The organism is Chryseobacterium potabilaquae (assembly GCF_902728265.1).
GTDB lineage: Bacteria > Bacteroidota > Bacteroidia > Flavobacteriales > Weeksellaceae > Chryseobacterium > Chryseobacterium potabilaquae.
The window spans coordinates 17,202-37,302 of the sequence record NZ_CACVBR010000028.1 but is presented as its reverse complement, the minus strand read 5'-3'; the positions used below and the strand labels follow the sequence as shown (position 1 = coordinate 37,302).

18 protein-coding genes are annotated in these 20,101 nt (G+C 31.4%); 7 read left to right on the top strand and 11 right to left on the bottom strand.

The window, feature by feature from the left end:
* Nucleotides 1–73: 73 nt before the first annotated feature.
* The 3 genes from CHRY9293_RS13395 to CHRY9293_RS13385 all read right to left on the bottom strand — a co-directional run bounded on the left by CHRY9293_RS13395 (nucleotide 74) and on the right by CHRY9293_RS13385 (nucleotide 5,686).
* A complete protein-coding gene (locus CHRY9293_RS13395) occupies nucleotides 74–604 on the bottom strand; it encodes a DUF1697 domain-containing protein (protein ID WP_185153218.1) in 531 nt (176 codons plus the stop codon).
* 19 nt (nucleotides 605–623) lie between these two features.
* On the bottom strand, nucleotides 624–2,111 hold the full coding sequence (locus tag CHRY9293_RS13390; RefSeq protein WP_162033442.1) for a hypothetical protein: 1,488 nt from the start codon (nucleotides 2,109–2,111) through the stop codon (nucleotides 624–626).
* An 89-nt stretch (nucleotides 2,112–2,200) separates the two neighbouring features.
* The gene (locus tag CHRY9293_RS13385) at nucleotides 2,201–5,686 is read right to left on the bottom strand and encodes a glycosyltransferase family 117 protein (protein WP_162033441.1); all 3,486 of its coding nucleotides are present in this window, start codon (nucleotides 5,684–5,686) and stop codon (nucleotides 2,201–2,203) included.
* 222 nt (nucleotides 5,687–5,908) lie between these two features.
* Between CHRY9293_RS13385 and CHRY9293_RS13380 the strand changes: the two genes are divergently transcribed.
* From CHRY9293_RS13380 to CHRY9293_RS13360, 5 genes are all read left to right on the top strand, one after another.
* On the top strand, nucleotides 5,909–6,946 hold the full coding sequence (locus CHRY9293_RS13380; RefSeq protein ID WP_122636543.1) for a PLP-dependent cysteine synthase family protein: 1,038 nt from the start codon (nucleotides 5,909–5,911) through the stop codon (nucleotides 6,944–6,946).
* Between the two features lie 81 nt (nucleotides 6,947–7,027).
* A complete protein-coding gene (locus CHRY9293_RS13375; RefSeq protein WP_185153219.1) occupies nucleotides 7,028–8,299 on the top strand; it encodes an aminotransferase class I/II-fold pyridoxal phosphate-dependent enzyme in 1,272 nt (423 codons plus the stop codon).
* A 74-nt stretch (nucleotides 8,300–8,373) separates the two neighbouring features.
* Nucleotides 8,374–9,252, top strand: coding sequence for a DMT family transporter (locus CHRY9293_RS13370; RefSeq protein WP_162033439.1), 879 nt, complete (start codon nucleotides 8,374–8,376; stop codon nucleotides 9,250–9,252).
* 40 nt (nucleotides 9,253–9,292) lie between these two features.
* Nucleotides 9,293–11,479, top strand: a complete 2,187-nt coding sequence (locus tag CHRY9293_RS13365; RefSeq protein ID WP_162033438.1) for a B12-binding domain-containing radical SAM protein — start codon at nucleotides 9,293–9,295, stop codon at nucleotides 11,477–11,479.
* Between the two features lie 32 nt (nucleotides 11,480–11,511).
* Complete coding sequence (locus CHRY9293_RS13360) at nucleotides 11,512–11,751, top strand: hypothetical protein (protein ID WP_162033437.1); 240 nt, start codon at nucleotides 11,512–11,514, stop codon at nucleotides 11,749–11,751.
* A 28-nt stretch (nucleotides 11,752–11,779) separates the two neighbouring features.
* Here the strand turns inward: CHRY9293_RS13360 and CHRY9293_RS13355 are convergent, their stop codons facing one another.
* From CHRY9293_RS13355 to atpD, 3 genes are all read right to left on the bottom strand, one after another.
* Nucleotides 11,780–12,553 (bottom strand): hypothetical protein, encoded by a 774-nt coding sequence (locus CHRY9293_RS13355; RefSeq protein ID WP_162033436.1) that lies wholly within the window; start codon nucleotides 12,551–12,553, stop codon nucleotides 11,780–11,782.
* Between the two features lie 79 nt (nucleotides 12,554–12,632).
* Nucleotides 12,633–12,914 carry a FoF1 ATP synthase subunit delta/epsilon gene (locus tag CHRY9293_RS13350; RefSeq protein ID WP_122636549.1) on the bottom strand — a complete coding sequence of 94 codons (282 nt, stop codon included), beginning with the start codon at nucleotides 12,912–12,914 and terminating at the stop codon, nucleotides 12,633–12,635.
* A gap of 87 nt (nucleotides 12,915–13,001) precedes the next feature.
* The gene (gene atpD / locus CHRY9293_RS13345; protein WP_162033435.1) at nucleotides 13,002–14,510 is read right to left on the bottom strand and encodes a F0F1 ATP synthase subunit beta; all 1,509 of its coding nucleotides are present in this window, start codon (nucleotides 14,508–14,510) and stop codon (nucleotides 13,002–13,004) included.
* Nucleotides 14,511–14,835: 325 nt separating this feature from the next.
* On the opposite strand from atpD, the gene CHRY9293_RS13340 reads away from it, so the two are divergent.
* Nucleotides 14,836–15,756 (top strand): bifunctional riboflavin kinase/FAD synthetase, encoded by a 921-nt coding sequence (locus tag CHRY9293_RS13340; protein ID WP_162033434.1) that lies wholly within the window; start codon nucleotides 14,836–14,838, stop codon nucleotides 15,754–15,756.
* Here the strand turns inward: CHRY9293_RS13340 and CHRY9293_RS13335 are convergent.
* Entirely contained in the window at nucleotides 15,753–16,106 is a 354-nt protein-coding gene (locus CHRY9293_RS13335) for an MmcQ/YjbR family DNA-binding protein (RefSeq protein ID WP_162033433.1), read from the bottom strand. The genes CHRY9293_RS13340 and CHRY9293_RS13335 overlap by 4 nt on opposite strands.
* 118 nt (nucleotides 16,107–16,224) lie before the next feature.
* Between CHRY9293_RS13335 and CHRY9293_RS13330 the strand changes: the two genes are divergently transcribed.
* Entirely contained in the window at nucleotides 16,225–16,881 is a 657-nt protein-coding gene (locus CHRY9293_RS13330) for an NAD(P)H-binding protein (RefSeq protein ID WP_162033432.1), read from the top strand.
* A 130-nt stretch (nucleotides 16,882–17,011) separates the two neighbouring features.
* Here CHRY9293_RS13330 and CHRY9293_RS13325 read toward each other — a convergent pair whose 3' ends face one another.
* The 4 genes from CHRY9293_RS13325 to CHRY9293_RS13310 are packed head-to-tail and all read right to left on the bottom strand — an operon-like array spanning nucleotide 17,012 to nucleotide 20,096.
* On the bottom strand, nucleotides 17,012–17,587 hold the full coding sequence (locus tag CHRY9293_RS13325) for a glutathione peroxidase (RefSeq protein WP_162033431.1): 576 nt from the start codon (nucleotides 17,585–17,587) through the stop codon (nucleotides 17,012–17,014).
* Nucleotides 17,588–17,632: 45 nt separating this feature from the next.
* Nucleotides 17,633–18,295, bottom strand: coding sequence for an outer membrane lipoprotein-sorting protein (locus CHRY9293_RS13320; protein WP_162033430.1), 663 nt, complete (start codon nucleotides 18,293–18,295; stop codon nucleotides 17,633–17,635).
* Between the two features lie 57 nt (nucleotides 18,296–18,352).
* Complete coding sequence (kdsB, locus tag CHRY9293_RS13315) at nucleotides 18,353–19,078, bottom strand: 3-deoxy-manno-octulosonate cytidylyltransferase (protein WP_162033429.1); 726 nt, start codon at nucleotides 19,076–19,078, stop codon at nucleotides 18,353–18,355.
* 40 nt (nucleotides 19,079–19,118) lie between these two features.
* The gene (locus CHRY9293_RS13310; RefSeq protein ID WP_162033428.1) at nucleotides 19,119–20,096 is read right to left on the bottom strand and encodes a phosphatase PAP2 family protein; all 978 of its coding nucleotides are present in this window, start codon (nucleotides 20,094–20,096) and stop codon (nucleotides 19,119–19,121) included.
* Nucleotides 20,097–20,101: the final 5 nt, after the last annotated feature.

Sequence of the window (20,101 nt, the reverse complement as noted above, 5' to 3'; positions counted from 1 at the left end):
TTATTTCTCTTTTTAACACTTCCCATTCAATTTCAAATTTTCGAAAACAAATGAGAGGAATAAGTCCATAATACTATGACTTCATTTTTTTTATAATTTTTTCAAAGGTATTGATATTCCTGCTCGTAAATTGATCTTTCAACTTTTTTTTACCCAAAACTTTTCCAAATGTAGAGTCTAGTGTGTTTCCCTTAGGAACTTGCCAATAAAAAATACCATCTATGATCTTAGCTTTTTCATTTTCTGTTGTAGAAGAATTTTCAAACTCTTCCATCAAAATATTTTCAATTCCTTCATTTCCCACAAATGCATATACATGCAACTCATCTCTTTTATCAAACGGATTTCCTTTCCAAAAACGCTCCGTTTCTTCTTGAGATTTTATAAATAAGTACGCTTCATAAGAAAAATATTGAGACATCTCTTTTTCAAGAATACTTTTTATCTGTATAGGGTCTTTTTCCGATGAAAAAATAATATTTCCGGAAGCCAGAATTGAACTCACATCTTTTACACCGGCATGGGTAAAAACATGACATACATCTACCATTTTCATATTGGTTCCTTTTACATTCACACCTCGAAGAAAAGCACAGTATTTCATGATATAGTAGTAATATAATTTAATCGATCTTTATATATAAATTATAATCCGTTCCGGATGGTTTCAAATGATATATTTTTTCTAGAATCTTATTACTATTTTTTAAGTGATCTTTTATTCTAAACTCTTTTAATAATTTATAATGTGCTTTATAATATTCCGCATTTTTATCATCATATAAGTTTTTATAAGAAAGAAGATATTTAGGCTTTCTTTTCTTAACTGTATTGATCCAATAATTAGGTTTATCTTTCTTTATTTCCTCCTGAATTTTTTTATCTACCAAACCTACTTCATCTATAGCCTTTAATCCCGAAAAATAAGGAATATAACCCGCGGGCTCTAACAAAATCCATTGCTTTTTATCTTTTTCATAATCATGAAGAAATAAGCCTATTTGTCTTCGATAATTCCATTCTCCATTTCCTGTCGCAATTGAGTTCACAATTTGGAAAAGCAACATTGGTATTATATAGAATATAATCAATAATGAAAGCCATAGATTTCTTTTTGCTTTTTGCTCCAATACAAAAATAAGCACCGGTACAAAAAGTAATATCTGAGGAACCCAATAATACCAATCAAATAAACTTTTTTGAGAGAGAAAAATGATTTGTTTTAGCCACCCAAAAGTAAAAATAATCCACAGGAAGTAATTTCTACTCTCTTTTTGTCGCATAAGATAAATGAAACACATTAATTCAAAAACAATCATGATAATGGTCAAAGGATTAAAATTCCCTGGAAGCTTTAGCATTCCCCAAAAATTACCATAACTCGTATTAAAATATTCCAAATTTTGAGCTAAACTAAAGTTTTGTCCATAGAGTAACTTTTTAGCTATAATAGTATTATTAATTAATTCCCCAAAATAAAACCAATTAAAAGCAAGTACAGAAGACACCCCAATAACACCTCCTAATATATAGCTCCATTTTATTTTTTTATTCCATACAATATCAACTAAAAAAACAACTCCTAAAAAAATTACCGTATCAATTCTTGTAAATAAAATTAAAAGAGGTACTATAATTTGAATCCATTTTTTTTCTTTACTAAAACCATAGTAAAGCAATGCCATTTCTAAAAAGAAAAGAATACCATATTCCATTCCTAAAATAGAAATTTTAATTGCGGGAGGCAAAATTCCGATGAGAAAAATAAACAGGGCTTTATGCCAAGGATTTTTTAGTAATAAATGGGATAAAAACAGCGTTCCTATCGTAAAAAGCAAAGAGTTAAAAATAAGAAGAGGCTCAATGAAATTTTCTTTCCCAAAAATCAAATTAAAAACATAGGATATGAAAACATACAAATGAGTCGTAGATGCTGATATTTTAGTACCTCCATTAAATCCTATGACACCATAATCTAATACATTTTGAGCCACTCTCCAGGTAATAAAAGCATCCTCTTGAATATAATGCGTTAAAAGAAAAATAAGCTTAAAGATCACAGTGAAAATTACTGCGAAAACGGGGAGTTTACTATTTTTCGTGTTGGTCATCGTGCTTTTTTATATCACACAAATATAATCTTAAAATTTTTGAATACAATAAAAAAACGGAACCTAAGTTCCGTTTAAATATCTATTTTTTATTGTGTCGCTTTGATAATCGCATTCGTAATCTGGTCTTCTTTTTCTTTTGAGTAAGTAGAGTCAAACGGTTCCATAATATCAAATAAATATTGGTAGAAAGGAGTGATTGTTTGTACTTTTTCAGACTCACTCATAGCCTTTTCTTTACCCATTTGCTGAAGATCTTTAACAAAACCATTGAATTTTTTATCAATCGGCTCTATAGATTGTACAAGGTATGCATATGCTTTATCTTTTTGTTCTATCCTTTTATAAGCGTCCGTTACGGCTGATACGACAAGAGAATACTCCATTGGTTTTGATCTCATTTGTCTTTTCAAATAACGTTGCTCTTGTGGACTAAGACTCAAATAGTAATCGTACTCATCAAAAATACCCTTTTTCAGTATTTCTGCTAATTTCAATCCCTTTTGCTCCTGTCCCGCTACAATATAGCCATATACCATAGAACTCAGAGAACGAGGATCATTATACTTCTCAGCAGGAATTTCTTTTGCCGCAAGATCCAACAGCTCAACGGCTTTATCTTTTTGCCCATTGATCGCTAATGCAGCTGCAGCTCTGCTTGCTGAACTTCTGTAGCTCATAATATTCGAAGTAGCAGTTTCATCAAAATGAACATTCAAGTTTTTAAAATTACCCCATCTGAAGTTTTTCACTACATTATATAAAGAATTGGCATCTACTCTACCCATTTCTCCATCCGGAGTTTGTGGGCTATGAATAGGGATTAATCTATAACTAAACCCGTCAAACTGAAGATATTCATCCAAATAAAATACATTTTCCGCATCATAAATACCTCCGGAAGAAAAATTAATAGGCCTTTTCCAATCAAAATTGGCCAGAATATCAAGCATGATCAGATTATTTTTAAAAAGAGTATTTCCTTTATAATTAATCATAATCTGATTTGCTGTATTGGGAAGATCAGCCGGATTAATGATTCCACATTTCACCGCATTTTCTTTATTCACGGGCAAAATAAATTTGGTAACCGGAATAATATTATATTTTTCATATTTCTCTTCTCCAAAATACATCTTTAGCAATTCATCTTTTGCAGGCGACTTATATTTGATAAAGTTTAAAGCCTCTTTCAATGTCATAGAATCCTGTGTAAGGTATTTTTTGAATTCTGCAAATTCTGTTTCTGGTGCACCTTGTTCTTTCAACATAGAAAATATTCCCTCCCAGTCTGTTTTTTTCATCAAATAAATTTGATCATTAACACCATCTCGGTAATCATCATGGGTTAATTGACTCGGAATAGCATTAGCATTATATGTTCTTTGTCTGATTTGATCAATATTCCACGGAGTCGATGCTAGAGTAAAATTAACTACTTTTACATCATCTCTGAATTGCTCTGTTTCTTGGATTGCCCAAACCGGATAAGTATCATTATCTCCATACACAAATAAGATATCCTCTTTTGGTAATGATTTTAATACGGAATAAGCATAATCATAGGCTGTATATCTATTACTTCTGTCATGTACATTATAGTTTTGAAAGCCCATCATAAAAGGTACACCTAATAACACTACACCAGCTACTATATTGATTGCATTTGATTTAACTTTAGATTGTAGAAACCATAAAATAGCCCCTGCTCCAAGACCAATCCATAATGCAAAAACATAAAAAGATCCTACCATCGCATAATCTCTCTCCCTAGGCTCAAAAGGTTTTACTCCCGTGTAGAAAATAATTCCAACACTCATTATTACGAATATGGATAATAACGCATAGAATCTTCCAAAATCTCTATTTAATTGAAAAAAGAAACCAATTAATCCTAAAATAAGAGGCAAGAAAAAGAATTTTACCGTACTTTCATTTTTGAATTTAGCAGGCATCTTCTCTTGGCTTCCCCATAACGCATTATCTATAAAGGAAAAACCGGAAATCCAATTTCCTTTTGTACTCTCCATATTTCCCTCAAGATCATTTTGACGACCTACAAAGTTCCACATCAAGTATCTTACAAAATAATATCCATTTTGGAAAGTGAGAAAATAATCCATATTCTGAGCAAATGAAGGCCTCTGAACGTTAATAAGATCATAAGGTTTTACCTTTAGGTAATCTGCTGCTGTAATAGATTTATCTTCGTATTTCTTTCTCAATTCATCAAAAATCTTTTTAGCTTCCGGGCTATCCGCCACATCTTCATTATCATAATTAAATGTAAAATCAGGAGCCCCATACATAGAGATATAATTAGCCATTACATCTTTATCCTCATTAAACATTCTTGGCATTAAACTCACTTGAGATTTTTTGAAAACATAGTTAAATCGATCTCCTGTCTTTCTATAAGTTCCGTTTTTTTCATCCTTTTCATAAATCTCCCCTGTTTTCAATGTTTTGTAGCTTCCATCTTCATTTTTTTCAATCCCTTTTGCATCTAAAAAAGCAGTATAATTTTGGCCGTATATAGTTGGCCAATCACCATATTGCTCTCTATTATAATAATCAAGCATACCGATTGCTGTATCAGGATCGTTAAGATTCATTGGCGGATTAGCATTCGCTCTAATAGGAATTACCATCCAACAAGAAAAACCGATCATCATATATACAACAGATAAAGCTATAGTTTGATATATATTTTTCTTTGATCTTCTGGCGTATTTAATAATAAGGTAACAAATGATTACCATTAATATAAACGCTGCAATGGTTCCGGAATGGAATGGTAATCCTAAGCCATTTACAAAGAATATTTCCAGTTTTCCAAACATCGTCATAATAAATGGAAAGATTCCCTTAAAAACCATTGCTAAAATAATCAACGTAATAAAATTAGCCCAAATAAAATTTTTCCATGTAAACTTATAATTCCTGGCATAATACACCAAACAAACTGCAGGAATAGTCAGCATACCCATCATATGAACCCCTACAGAAAGGCCTAATACAAAGAAAATAAGAATAATCCATCTTTCATTATCTGGGGCAGTATATTCATTTTCCCATTTAGTAATTAACCAAACTAAAAGAGCAATAAACAGAGAAGCCATAGAATATACTTCACCTTCTACCGCAGAAAACCAGAATGTATCTGAAAAAGTGAAACATAATGCTCCAATGGCACCTGCAAAAAGAATAGAAATTTCTTGATGTTTAGTGATTTCATCAAAATCTTTATTCAAAAGTCTTCTTAAAAAATGGGTAATTGTCCAAAACAAAAATAAAATAGTCAATGCACTAAATAATGCAGACATTGCATTAATTACAATTGAATAATTTTCGCCTTTTCCTAATGCAAATATTGCTGCCACAGCACCTACTATCTGAAATAACGCAGCGCCGGGCGCATGTGTTACTTCTAATTTTACGGCAGAAGAAATGTACTCTCCACAATCCCAAAAACTGAAATTAGGTTCTATTGTGGACAAGTACGTGAAAAATGCAATAAAGAAAATCCCCCATCCAAGAATGGTGTTCCATTGCCTAAAAGTCCAATTTTTCATAGTATTAAATCAATTACGCGAAAATAAGGTTTTTAGATTAGTTTATATTCTTTTTAACAAAATTTAAAAATTTTGGTTAGTTTTTCGAAAACTTTTATCTTTGATTGTCGCAAATACAAAAAAAAATTATCTATTCTGTGCTTACAAATCAAACAAAAGTTTAGATAGTATTTATTTTTTTGTATTTTTGCAGTCAGATTTTTATTGAAAAATAGCAAATAAATGAGTAATGTTTACGATAATATTCTTGGTCTTATAGGAAATACTCCTATGGTAAAGCTAAATACTGTCACAAAAGATATTCTAGCGACCGTTTATGCCAAGTTAGAATCACACAATCCTGGACATTCCACTAAAGATAGAATTGCACTTCACATTATTGAAAATGCTGAGAAAAAAGGTTTATTAAAAGAAGATTCTGTAATTGTAGAAACAACTTCTGGAAACACTGGATTTTCTCTTGCAATGGTTTGCATTATAAAAGGATATAAATGTATTCTTGCTGTAAGTGATAAAACCAAACCTGAAAAAATTTCCTACTTGAAGGCCCTTGGTGCTACCGTATATGTTTGTCCTGCAAATGTACCTGCGGATGATCCTAGGTCTTATTATGAAGTGGCAAAGAGAATTGCTTCAGAAACTCCAAATTCTGTATACATTAATCAATATTTTAATGAATTGAATATTGATGCCCATTACCAAACTACAGGGCCTGAGATTTGGGAACAAACGGAAGGAAAAATCACCCATCTTTTTGCTTGTACAGGAACCGGTGGAACTTTATCTGGTTCAGGAAAGTTCTTGAAAGAGAAAAATCCTAATATAAAAATTATTGGTGTAGATGCTGACGGCTCTATCCTAAAAAGCTATCACGAAACGGGAGAAATTCATAAAGAAGATGTCCACCCTTATCAAATTGAAGGAATGGGTAAAAATCTAATCCCTTCAGCTCTCCTTTTTGATAAAGTAGATACATTTATCCGAGTAAACGATGAAATGTCTGCTTATAGGACTCGTGAAATTGCACTCAAGGAAGCCATCATGGGAGGATATACAACAGGAGCTGTTACACAAGCTCTTCTACAATACGCACAATCTCATGAATTTTCTGAAAACGATCTTGTTGTCTTAATTTATCCCGATCATGGATCCAGATATATTACTAAAGTTTACAGTGATAAATGGATGGCTGAACAGGGATTTGTAAACAATTGTGTTCATAACTATGATGAAGTTTTCAAAACAGAATTCATTAAATAAAAATATATAAATCATGATACGTATCAAGCCTTTTATCAATCAAAAAAGGCTTTTTTACTCAAAAAGTACTAAAATATAATGTTGGATATTTTTGAAAGAATAAAAGAAAATCCAGGACCTCTTGGACAATTTGCAGACTATGGTGAAGGTTATTTTATTTTCCCAAGATTAGAAGGCCCAATTGGACCTAGAATGCAATTTCAAGGGAGAGAAGTAATTTTCTGGAGTGCTAATGATTATTTAGGAATGTGTAATCATCCTGAAGTGAAAGAAGCTGATGCCAAAGCTGCTGCTGAATATGGAATGTTTTATCCTATGGGAGCAAGGGCCATGTCCGGTGAAACTGAGCAGCATTTGCAATTAGAAAGAGAATTGGCTGATTTTGTTCAAAAAGAGTCTGCTTATTTATTAAATTTTGGGTATCAAGGGATGGTTTCTACTATCGATGCATTGGTAGGAAGAAATGATGTAATTGTATATGATGTTGATTCTCACGCTTGTATCGTAGATGGAGTAAGACTTCATGCAGGAAAAAGATTTACCTATAAACATAATGATATTGAAAGCCTTGAAAAAAACCTTCAAAGAGCTACTAAAGTTGCTCAAGAAACGGGAGGAGGTATTCTTGTAATCACAGAAGGGGTTTTCGGTATGAGAGGTCAGCAGGGGAAACTAAAAGAGATATGTGAACTTAAATCGAAATATCAATTTAGGCTTTTAGTCGATGATGCGCATGGATTCGGAACCTTAGGTAAAACAGGTGCGGGTGCGGGTGAAGAGCAAGAATGTCAGGATCAGATAGATGTTTACTTTTCAACTTTTGCTAAATCAATGGCAGGTTTCGGAGCTTTTATTGCAGGAGATAAAGAAATTATTAGATATTTAAAGTTTAACTTAAGATCTCAAATCTTTGCCAAATCTCTAACAATGCCTATGGTAATTGGAGGTTTAAAAAGGTTGGAATTATTAAGAACCAAACCTGAAATCAAAGCAAAACTTTGGGAAAATACCCATAAACTTCAAAATGGGCTTAAAGAAAGAGGATTTAATATCGGAGATACAAATACTTGTGTAACCCCGGTTATGATGCAAGGTACTCCGGTAGAAGCTACTCTTTTAGTAAAAGACTTAAGAGAAATTTACGGAATTTTCACCTCTGTTGTAGTGTATCCAGTAATTCCTAAAGGAATGATTTTATTAAGATTAATTCCTACAGCATCTCACACCGATGCAGAAATTAACGAAACACTTTCTGCCTTTGAGGCCATTTATAATAAATTAGTAAGTGGTTATTATAAAGATCAGGAACAAAAACTTTTACACGAAAAAGGATTAAGTTTCAAAGAAATTTAATTAATTCTATTATAAAAATTAAAAAACCACTGAAAATACATCAGTGGTTTTTATCATTAAAAGTTAACAATATAATGAAGTTTAAAGGTTATGCTTTCGGAATTATTTCATCGGTTTCATATGGACTAATCCCCATTTTTATCCTCCCTGTTAAACAGGCTCATTTCTCATTAGATATCACCCTTTTTTACAGATTCTTTTTCTCTGCTATCATCATTGGAGGATATTTATTGTATTCGAAAGAAAGCCTTTCTATTAATAAAAAAGAAGGACTCATATTGTCTTCATTAGGATTGTGTTATGGCCTCTCTTCTGAATTTTTGTTTCTTGGATATGATTATCTCACTGCAGGAATTGCTTCAACGGTCTTATTTATTTACCCCGTAATTGTAGCATTGATTATGTTTTTCTTTTATAAAGAGAAATTGACAAAATTATCAATCTTATCACTTGTGCTTGCTTTTGCCGGAGTCATCATACTATGTTTAAAAAATAATAGCTTGGAAATAAATTATACAGGGTTGGGTATTGTAATGATAAGCTCTATTTTTTATGCACTCTATATTATTATCGTTAATAAATCCGATATGAAAGTGTCTGGATTTAAACTGTCCTTTTACTCCATGATTTTCACCTCAATCTTTTTTATGCTTAAAGCAATTATAGGTGGAGAATCATTTGTAATTCCTTCTGTATCTATTTTATTGAACTTCCTAATTTTTGCATTTTTAACGACTGTAATTTCAACTTTATGTTTGGTTTTTGCCATTAAAAATATTGGATCTACTGCTGCTGCTATTTTAGGAGCTCTAGAACCTGTCGTTGCTGTAATAGTAAGTGTATTACTATTTAATGAAGAATTCACAACTAATTTATTTATTGGTATCACACTCATTCTCCTTGGAGTAATTCTAAATGTTCTTGCTGGTGGGAAAAAAGTAGCTCACGTTTAACATTTAAAATTTTTAAAATAACTTTGCAAAAAAATTATCCTTGAAAGATCTGCTTCTTATTACGCCACCTTTTACTCAGCTAAACACACCTTATCCTGCCACAGCTTATATCAAAGGCTTTTTAAATACCAAAAATATTTCAAGCTGTCAGATGGATTTAGGTATTGAGGTAATTTTAGAATTATTTTCAAAAAGTGGAATTCAAGAAATTTTCAATCAGGAAATCGACATACAATCTATTTCAGAAAACTCCCAAAGAATTTTTGCTTTAAGAGAAGAATATATAAAAACAATTGATCAAGTAATTCTTTTTCTACAAGGAAAAAATGCTACTTTGGCGAGACAAATTTGTAGTATGAATTTTCTTCCGGAAGCATCACGTTTCAATCAACTTGATGATCTAGAATTTGCTTTTGGAAATATGGGGCTTCAAGACAAAGCAAAACATTTAGCTACCCTATATTTAGAAGACTTATCCGATTATATAGTTGAAAATATTGATTCCGATTTTGGATTTAGCAGATATGCGGAACGTTTAGGAAAGAGTGCTAATTCTTTTGATGAATTATATAAGAAGTTATTAGATCCACCAACATTTATTGATCATATCACTTTAAAAATTCTTAAGCAAAAATTAGAATCGATCCAACCTAAGCTCGTATGTTTTTCAATTCCTTTTCCTGGAAATTTGTACTCTGCTTTTCGATGTGCACAATATATCAAAAAACATTCTCCTCATACAAAAACAGCTATGGGAGGAGGATTTCCCAATACAGAATTAAGAGAAATAAAAGACAAAAGAGTTTTTGACTTTTTTGATTTTATAACCTTAGACGATGGCGAGCTTCCCATGGAACTTCTCTATAAAAATCTAACAAAAGAAAAAGAATTAGAATTCAAAAGAACATTTTTAATTGAAAATCAAAAAGTTATTTATAAAAATAATTCCAAAAAACACGATTATAAACAAGCCGATATTGGAACACCAGATTACACTGATTTACTATTAGACAATTATATTTCGGTTATTGAAATTGCCAATCCGATGCATAGTTTATGGAGTGACGGAAGATGGAATAAATTAACAATGGCACATGGTTGTTATTGGGGAAAATGTACTTTTTGTGATATTTCTTTAGATTACATTAAGATTTATGAGCCTATTTCGGCTAAAATTTTAGTGGATAGAATGGAAGAACTGATACAAAAAACTGGGGAAACCGGATTCCACTTTGTAGATGAAGCTGCTCCTCCGGCTCTCATGAGAGAAGTTGCATTGGAAATTTTACGAAGAAAACTTGTGGTAACGTGGTGGACAAATATTCGATTTGAAAAAAGCTTTACCCAAGACTTATGCTATTTATTAAAACTATCAGGTTGTGTCGCCGTTTCTGGAGGACTTGAGGTGGCTAGTGACCGGCTTTTACAGTTAATCGATAAGGGGGTTTCAGTGGATCAAGTTGCTAAAGTAACAAGAAATTTTACCGAAGCAGGAATTATGGTACATGCATATTTAATGTATGGCTACCCTACTCAAACTATCCAAGAAACAGTTGATTCTTTGGAAATGGTTCGCCAAATGTTTGAAATGGGAATTTTGCAAAGTGGATTTTGGCATCAGTTCGCTATGACTGCACACTCTCCTGTTGGTATAGACCCGGAAAGTTTTGGTGTAACTCCGATAAAAAAAGAAATTTTATTCGCAAATAATGATATCGATTTTAAAGATAAAACAGGAATCGATCATAGTGCGTTTAGTTTTGGTTTAAAAAAATCACTGTTTAATTATATGCATGGAATTAATTTTGAACTTCCTCTTCAAGAGTGGTTTGATTTTAAAATTCCTAAAACAAATATCCATCCTGATTATATCCATGATTGTTTGTTGGAAGACAGTGATTTTAATTTTAAAGGAAATTCAAAGATTGTTTTTTTAGCTAAAAACGTAATCGCTGAGAATCACGTAAAAACAAAAAAGAAATATACTTACCCATATACGCGAATTACAATCCATTTAAAAACTAATATAATTAGTATAGATTTAGAGCAAGAAAAGGCAAATTGGTTAATAAAGATATTTGATGAAAGTTCAATAGACCCATATAAAAAAATAACTCTTCAACAACTCAAACAAAATTTTGAAGAAAGTTTTGATGATTTTGAATTATTTTGGTTTTCAAAACCTATACAGCAATTAAAAGAAAATGCAGTAATTTTAACCATTTAATTATTATCTTAGATAAAAAACTAATTAAGTGGTTGTTAAAACTATATGCTGTTAGTTTGCCTAATTTTATTACAAATAATGATTTAAAGGAGTTTTTTAATTTTGAAAAACCAGATTATTCTTTAAAAACTCATAAGGAATTTTGTGAAAATGTTGCTGGAATACTTGGGAGAGCAAAATTTCCTCCAAACCCTTTATTTATTGAGAATATTTCTTCTAAATATGGATTGAATAGACAAAATCTTGATATTATTAATGGCCTAAATAAATAATTTTATGTGGTTATTAAAAATATTGATACTACATCTTTATAAAATTCGGATCCATTATGGCAATTCTCTCAGCAATAGATTTATAAGCAGGAAATTTTAAAATAGATGCTCTACCAGACATTTCCCTATATAAAGTAAAAGTTTTTCCATTGGCTGTTTTTATCTGTTTTGTTGTAGTAATATACTTTCCTATATATTTACTATTGGCATCATAAATCTCAATATCCATAAAAGTTTTATCGGTGATCACATCTTCAGAGCCAAAGCTTATAGGTAGATTAGTAAAATATCCCACTGGAATTCCATTACTTAAAATTTCCCCTACATTGTTAACTGTAATATTCAGTTTATCAATTTTACTTCTGATGCCATACGCCTCTTTCGTTTTATTATCCAGTTTTCTTTTGGGAGGATTTTTAAACAGCTCATCTAAATTCTTAATATTAATCCCTCTATTATCGATTATTTTAAATTCTTTAATAGAAGTATAAACTGCAGATTTCTCTTCTCCTGAAAATGCAGAGGGTGAAATATAATCTAATTCTATCGAACTATCTCTATTATAGATTCTATTAAGTTTAATATAACTATCTCTTACAGAATCAACTATACTTTTATCAATAAACTCAATGGTATAAATTGGAGTTTCCTTTAAGTCTATAAAAGTATATAAACTAGATTTATTAGAAATTTTGGCTACATGTATTCCATCAAGGCTTACAATTCCTCTTTTAGTTCTTATATCTTGGGCATTTAATAAAAAGCTAAAAATCGTAAATAAAATGATTAAATTACCTTTCATAAAATCATATTCTTACATAATAAAAAAAAGTGTAACCAAAGTTACACTTTTTTGAAAATATATTTAGCTTTTCATTTAATTATTCACAAAGGATAATTCCTTTATTATGATTAAATTCTATCACACCGCTTTTGATAGGATAAGAAAAAACAGAGTCTTTCTCATTTTCTTTAGTTAAGTTTTTAGTATAAGCTTCATCAATAGATTTAGCAAATAGTTTTACTTTACCACCAATTAAAGAAGAAACAATTCCTGCGTGGTTTTTCATGATGTGAAACTCACCATTTTTTCCAGGCAACAATACAGAGTCTACTTCTCCTTCAAAAACTACGTATTCTGGTGTTAAAATTTTTATATTCATTTTAATTTAGATTTGAAGATTTCAGATTTCAGATTTCAGACAACCTAAAGTCTCATGTCTGGTATCTGCTATCTTTATGTCTAATTATTAAGCGTTATCAGCTAACATTTTTTGTCCTGCTTCGATAGCTTCCTCAATGGTTCCTTTCAAGTTGAAAGCAGCTTCTGGCAAGTGATCTAGTTCGCCATCAATAATCATGTTAAATCCTTTGATTGTGTCTTTGATGTCTACTAAAGATCCTGGAATACCTGTAAACTGTTCAGCAACATGGAAAGGCTGAGATAAGAATCTCTGAACTTTTCTTGCACGATAAACAACTGCTTTATCTTCTTCAGAAAGTTCTTCCATACCAAGGATAGCAATAATATCTTGAAGAGCTTTATATCTCTGAAGAATTTCTTTTACTCTTTGAGCACAGTTATAATGTTCTTCACCAATAACTTCAGGAGCCAAGATTCTTGAAGTAGAAGCTAATGGATCTACAGCAGGGTAAATACCTAATGAAGCAATTTTTCTATCCAATACTGTTGTTGCATCTAAGTGAGCAAATGTAGTTGCAGGAGCTGGGTCAGTTAAGTCATCCGCAGGAACATAAACTGCTTGTACTGAAGTAATTGAACCATTTTTTGTCGATGTAATTCTTTCCTGCATCGCCCCCATTTCAGAAGCAAGAGTCGGCTGATATCCTACTGCTGATGGCATACGACCTAGAAGTGCAGACACCTCAGAACCAGCTTGTGTAAAACGGAAGATATTGTCTACAAAGAAAAGTACATCTCTACCTTGTCCGCTTTCTCCTCCATCTCTATAGTATTCTGCTAATGTAAGACCAGAAAGTGCTACTCTAGCTCTCGCACCTGGTGGCTCATTCATCTGTCCGAAAACGAATGCTGCTTTAGAATCTTTCATTACTTCTAAATCAACTTTAGAAAGATCCCATCCTCCATTTTCCATAGAATGCATAAAATCATCACCATACTTGATAATTCCTGATTCCAACATCTCTCTTAACAGGTCATTTCCTTCTCTCGTTCTTTCACCTACTCCGGCAAATACAGAAAGTCCTCCGTGCCCTTTTGCAATATTATTAATCAACTCCTGAATAAGTACTGTTTTACCTACACCAGCACCACCAAACAATCCAATTTTACCTCCTTTTGCATAAGGCTCAACTAGATCGATTACTTTAATACCTGTAAATAAAACTTCTGCAGAAGTTGAAAGTTGATCAAATTTTGGAGCTTCTCTGTGGATAGGTAAACCTCCATCTTTAGAAATATTTTGAAGCCCGTCGATAGCATCCCCAACAACGTTGAATAATCTTCCATTAACAGCCTCCCCAATTGGCATTGTAATAGGATTTCCATATCCAATTACATCTTGTCCTCTTTTAAGACCATCTGTAGCATCCATAGCAATACATCTTACTGTATCTTCGCCAATATGTTGTTCTACTTCTAAGATTACTTTTTCACCGTTTTCCTTTGTAATTTCTAATGCGTCATATATACTTGGAACTGCTTCCACGTTTGTAAAGACAACATCGATTACCGGACCAATAATTTGAGAAATTCTACCTTTAATTTGGTTTGCCATTGCTAAATTTTTTCTTGGTGCAAATATAATGATTCTTCATAAACCCACAATTGGTAAAAAAAAGATTTTTGTCATACTTTTAAAGTATTTGAAATCCAAATTTCCAAACGTATATTGGTATTTAATCTCAGTTTTTCATATTAACCCTATTTTTAAATTAATCTAGTTCATTGGAAAATGAAATATTTATTATATTATATTCTTTACATCCGTTTAAAAACGTATTTCAATAGATAGCATAAAATATAGTAACATAAAAAATATCTTATTATATATAACATAGATAATTTAAAGGCTTTATATTTGCATTCAAAATTTTTCCGTTTTGAAAGTTTTCAAAAATTTTAAAGAGTATTCTTCTCAAAAGTCTTTAGCATTATCTTTAGGTATGTTTGATGGGGTACATTTAGGCCATAAAAGTATTATTGAGAAGCTAGCAAAGATAGGTAGCAAGCATAATTTAGACACTGCTATTCTCACCTTTTGGCCGCATCCAAGGTTTGTTTTTAATGCAAATGAAGATTTAAAACTTCTTAATACATTAGAAGAGAAACAATTATTATTGGAAAAATATGGTATTGAAAATTTATTTCTGAAGGAATTTGACGAGGAATTTAGAAACTTAACAGGTGAAGAATTTATCCGCCAAATTTTGGTGGAAAAACTAAACGTAAAATATCTCATTATTGGGCACGATCATTCTTTTGGGAAAAATAAAAGCGGAAATTTTGAACTTCTTAAAAAGTTATCTCAAGAATTGGATTTTGAGGTTGAACAAATGGAAGCTATTAATATTCATGAAAATAATATTAGCTCCACTAAAATTCGAAATGCACTTTTAGCCGGAAATATTGTAGAAGCTAATGAAATGTTGGGGTATCCCTATTCCGTTTCGGGAACAGTTGTTCATGGTAAAAAAATTGGCAGAACGATAGGCTATCCCACAGCGAATATTGAAACAGAGTCTATTAAGCTTTTGCCTAAAAAAGGAGCCTATATTGTGGAGGTTTTTATTAAAGATCAACAGTATAAGGGAATGTTGAGTGTGGGTACAAACCCTACTGTAAACGGGGATAAACTTACTACGGAAGTATACATTTTAGACTTTAATGGAGATATTTATGATGAAAAAATTACCGTAAAATTTAGAGATTTTCTTCATGATGAAATCAAGTTTGAAGGGCTTGAAAAACTTATTGAGAGACTTGATGAGGATAAAAGGTTAACCGAAGAATTTGATTTTTAATTATTTAAAATATCTTCTTTCATCTTTTTTGTTAACGATGAAAATACTAATTCATAAGACTGATCAATCATTTTTATAATAAGTTCCTTTTTCAATCCTTCTACTAAAACTGAATTCCAATGGGTTTTATTCATATGGTATGCCCCGGTAATTTGTAGATACTGTTCACGGAGTTCAGCGCTCCATTCTGGATCTGTTTTTACATTAATCACTAAAGGTTGCTTTTCTAAACTCATTAATAAAAACATTTTATTGCCGACCTTCAATACAAGCGTTTCATTATCAAAAGGAAAGCTTTCAGTGACCCCTTTTTTCAAAAGACAATAATCTAAAATTTCGTTGGCATCCATCTTTTATATTTTTTATTTATCGTGAGATTGTATGTAAGACCTAAATTATAATTTTCAAAATTATCTCAAATTTAGTAAATTTAAGAAGGTAAATACTAATAACAAGAAATCACAATTTATGAAAGCTTTGATAATTGGTGCAACGGGTGCTACAGGAAAAGATTTGGTCAATCAACTACTCAATGATAAAGATTTTGAAGAGGTTGCTATTTTTGTTAGAAAAACCATTGATATTCAACATGAAAAATTAAAAATTCATGTAGTAAACTTTGAAAAGCCGGAAGAATGGAAAAATCATGTTAAAGGAGATGTGGCATTCTCTTGCTTGGGAACTACTCTAAAAGATGCGGGTAGCAAAGATGCTCAAAGAAAAGTTGATTTTGATTACCAATATGAATTTGCAAAAGCAGCCAAAGAAAATCAGGTTGAAGATTATATACTTGTCTCCGCATATGGTGCGAATCCGAAATCAAAAATTTTCTATTCGAAAATGAAGGGTGAACTGGAAGAAGCTGTAAAACTCTTACATTTTAATAAAATCACTATTTTCAAACCGGGAATGCTGGAGAGAAAAGACTCACATCGGACGGGAGAAGTTTTAGGAAGCCGTATTATAAAGTTTGCCAATAAAATTGGCCTTTTAGAGAGCCAAAAGCCGCTTCCTACAGATATTTTAGCTAAAGCTATGATTAAATCTTCAAAGATAAAAAGCAATGGATATTCTAGTATAAAACTAGGTAATATTTTTTGTTTTGCTGAAAAAAGTAATGACTAGGTTAACAGCAATCGATAATTCTATATCTATTCCCTTAATTACAAGAGATGCTTAAGACCTTAAGCATCTCCTCAAATAGTTTTTAACTGAGAAATTACAATTATTATTCCTCGTTTGTAAATAAATGTATTTACTTCAAATATTTTGTAATTGCTTCATCTGTTGGCTTAGTAGTACTTACAAAAGAATCAATTAATTTACCATTTTCATCAACCAAGAATTTTGTGAAGTTCCAAAGAATAGTAGTATTCTTAACTCCATTGAGGTCTTTTTCCGTTAAATATTTAAAAATGGGAGCAGTATCATCTCCTTTTACAGAAACTTTTGCCGCCATTGGAAAACTTACTCCGAAATTTTTTTGACAAAAGCTTCCAATTTCAGCATTACTTCCCGGCTCTTGTCCTCCAAAATTATTTGCCGGAAAGCCTACCACTACTAATTTATTTTCATACTCCTTCGAAACCTTCTCAAGATCAGTATATTGAGGTGTAAAACCACATTCTGAAGCTGTATTCACAATGAGAATTTTTTTGCCTTTAAAATCAGCAAAATTGATTTCTTTTCCATCAAGGCTTTCTACTTTGAAATCATATAATGTTTTTCCCATAAGTTCTTTAGTTTTAGTTTTAGACAATTCACTTTTTTTATGCGTACAGCTATTAAACAAAGCAACAAAAGAAAGCAGCAATAAAAAAATTTTTTTCATATCCTTAGTATTAATATTTAAGCCTTCCTATTTATATTTAAATTATTAAAATTTATAAATATTTGTAGGAAATACTTTATTCGTTTCAATTTTATTCAAAAGAATAACATAATCACCATCTTTTTTAGAACTTGAAGATTCTATTTTATAGGGCATAATAAGACTTCCTACTTTTCTATAATCAGAATAATTTAGAGTCTCTTCTTTCTTTATTTCTTTTAAAAGCATATATGTTTTTGTATCGAAATAATATATATTCTTATTAACGTTTTTTGTTAGTTCCACAACATGACAATAAATATCTCCCATTTTTTCTTGTCCTAAATATTTAGCATCAAACCCTTTATTTTCCCATCCAATAAAGTCATTATCAAAACTTTCGGGTTTATAATCTGGATATTCTTGAAGTTTATTTGTCGCGTAGTTCATTGCATATCCTTTGGATCCATCGTATCCCTCAATCGCAGTATCGTTATGATTAATCGTAATGACAGTTTTGGTAAGATTGGGACGGGATTGATAGATTTTTATAGGATATTCATCTTTAACTCCTAAAATTACCTTTCCCTGAAGGAATACAGAGTTTAAAAGTTTCCAACTTGTTAATCCTCCCGATAATTCAATATTTTTATCTATAATTTCTTTTGCTGTTTGAGATAAATAAAATTGTGAAAATAAGAGGGCGAATATTAAAAGAAATTTATTCATTAAGTCTATTTATAGTTCAAATATAAGGCTTTTAAGTAAACTGAAAAAATTAGAATTTTATCTTAACAGCTCTCTCGCTCTCTCTAAATCTTCAGGAGTATCAATTCCTACTCCCACAAAATGAGTTTCAATCATTTTAATTTTCATTCCATACTCCAAATAGCGTATACATTCTATTTTCTCAGAAATTTCCAAAGGCTTCATATCCAATTGAGAAAATTGAATTAAAGCATGCTTTCGGAACGCATATACTCCGATATGCTTAAAATAATCCACATGGTAAGAAATTTCCCTATGAAAAGGAATTACGGAACGACTGAAATATAATGCAAAACCATTGTTATCCGTAATCACCTTTACATTATTAGGACTTTCTATCTCTTCTTTATCAATCAATTTTAGCTTTAAAGATGCCAAAGAAATTTCCTGATTATGATCTTCTTTAAAAACTTCAATGAGTTGTTTTAATGGCTCTAACTTTAAGAAAGGTTCATCTCCTTGAACGTTAATAACAATATCACAATCAATATTTTTTACAGCTTCTGCAATTCGATCACTTCCTGTCTCATGCTGCCCTGTCATAACAGCTTTACCACCACTTTTTATTATTTCATCAAAAATAATTTCCGAATCAGTAGCCACAAAAACTTCATTAAATAAGCCTGTTTCTAGAACATTCTGATAAGTGGTTGTAATAACTGTTTTTTCTCCCAACATCTGCATAAGCTTTGCAGGAAAACGACTTGCTTCATATCTTGCTGGAATAACTGCGATGATCTTCATTAAAGAGTTTTATTTATACGAACAAATATACTTTTTTATTTCAAAAAGATACGTTGACTCCTACCATATTATACTGTAAATAGCGAGACGCAGTAAAATCTATTTTATATTTATTGTTTTTAGCTTGAGGATTGAGTTCCTTATATCTACTTTTGGAAATTGTTTTACCAATAAAATAGCCCATCAAAACAGCTAAAGGATAGTCTGATGCCCAATGTACCTGACTTTGCATCATCTGAAAACATAATGCTCCTGCCAAAGTATATCCCACAGGCTTAATCCATACTGCCTCCGGATAATTGTCTGCTATAACTGTTAAAGCCGACATAAAAGTGGTTAAATGTCCTGATGGCATAGCATCATACTGAGATGTGTTTTTAGTATATGCTGAAAAACTGGGAAAAGGCGTCCAATGACCTCCAGGATGGCCATTTTCAATTGCTATAAATGGACTTTCTCTACCCGTAATTCTTTTTATTGTTTGGGTAAAAACCCCTGAAAGAATTAAACTTTCCATTAATCCACTTGCGGTAGCCTGAGCTCTATAATCATTTTTGATAAGCCCATATGTCCCAAAGCCTAGTCCTAGTACAATCACTGTAGCTCCATTTCCTATTAAGTAAAGCCCACCACCAATATTTTTGGGAACTTTTAAAAATCCTACCTTCGTATACTCATTATCTGCACTCATTCCCCATTTTTCACCTAGTTCTCGGGAATTATCAATTAACTTTTGGTCAAAAGGTAAAAGAATCAAAGTACTTGCTACTGCTCCTCCTAAATAATAAGCATGATCCTTCGCTACAAAATCTTTATTTGTATTAATAAAATTTCTAGGAGCTTTTGTAATGAAGTCTAAAATTTTAGGTTTTGAATACACCCTTACAGAACCGTCTTTTAAGGTATAACTCTGAGTGTTTACTTGCATTAGCGTGTCACGGGATATGACTACGCTGTCTCTCATTTGTGAACATACTGACATAGGAATCAATATGAAAAATAATTTAATTTTTTTCATCTTAA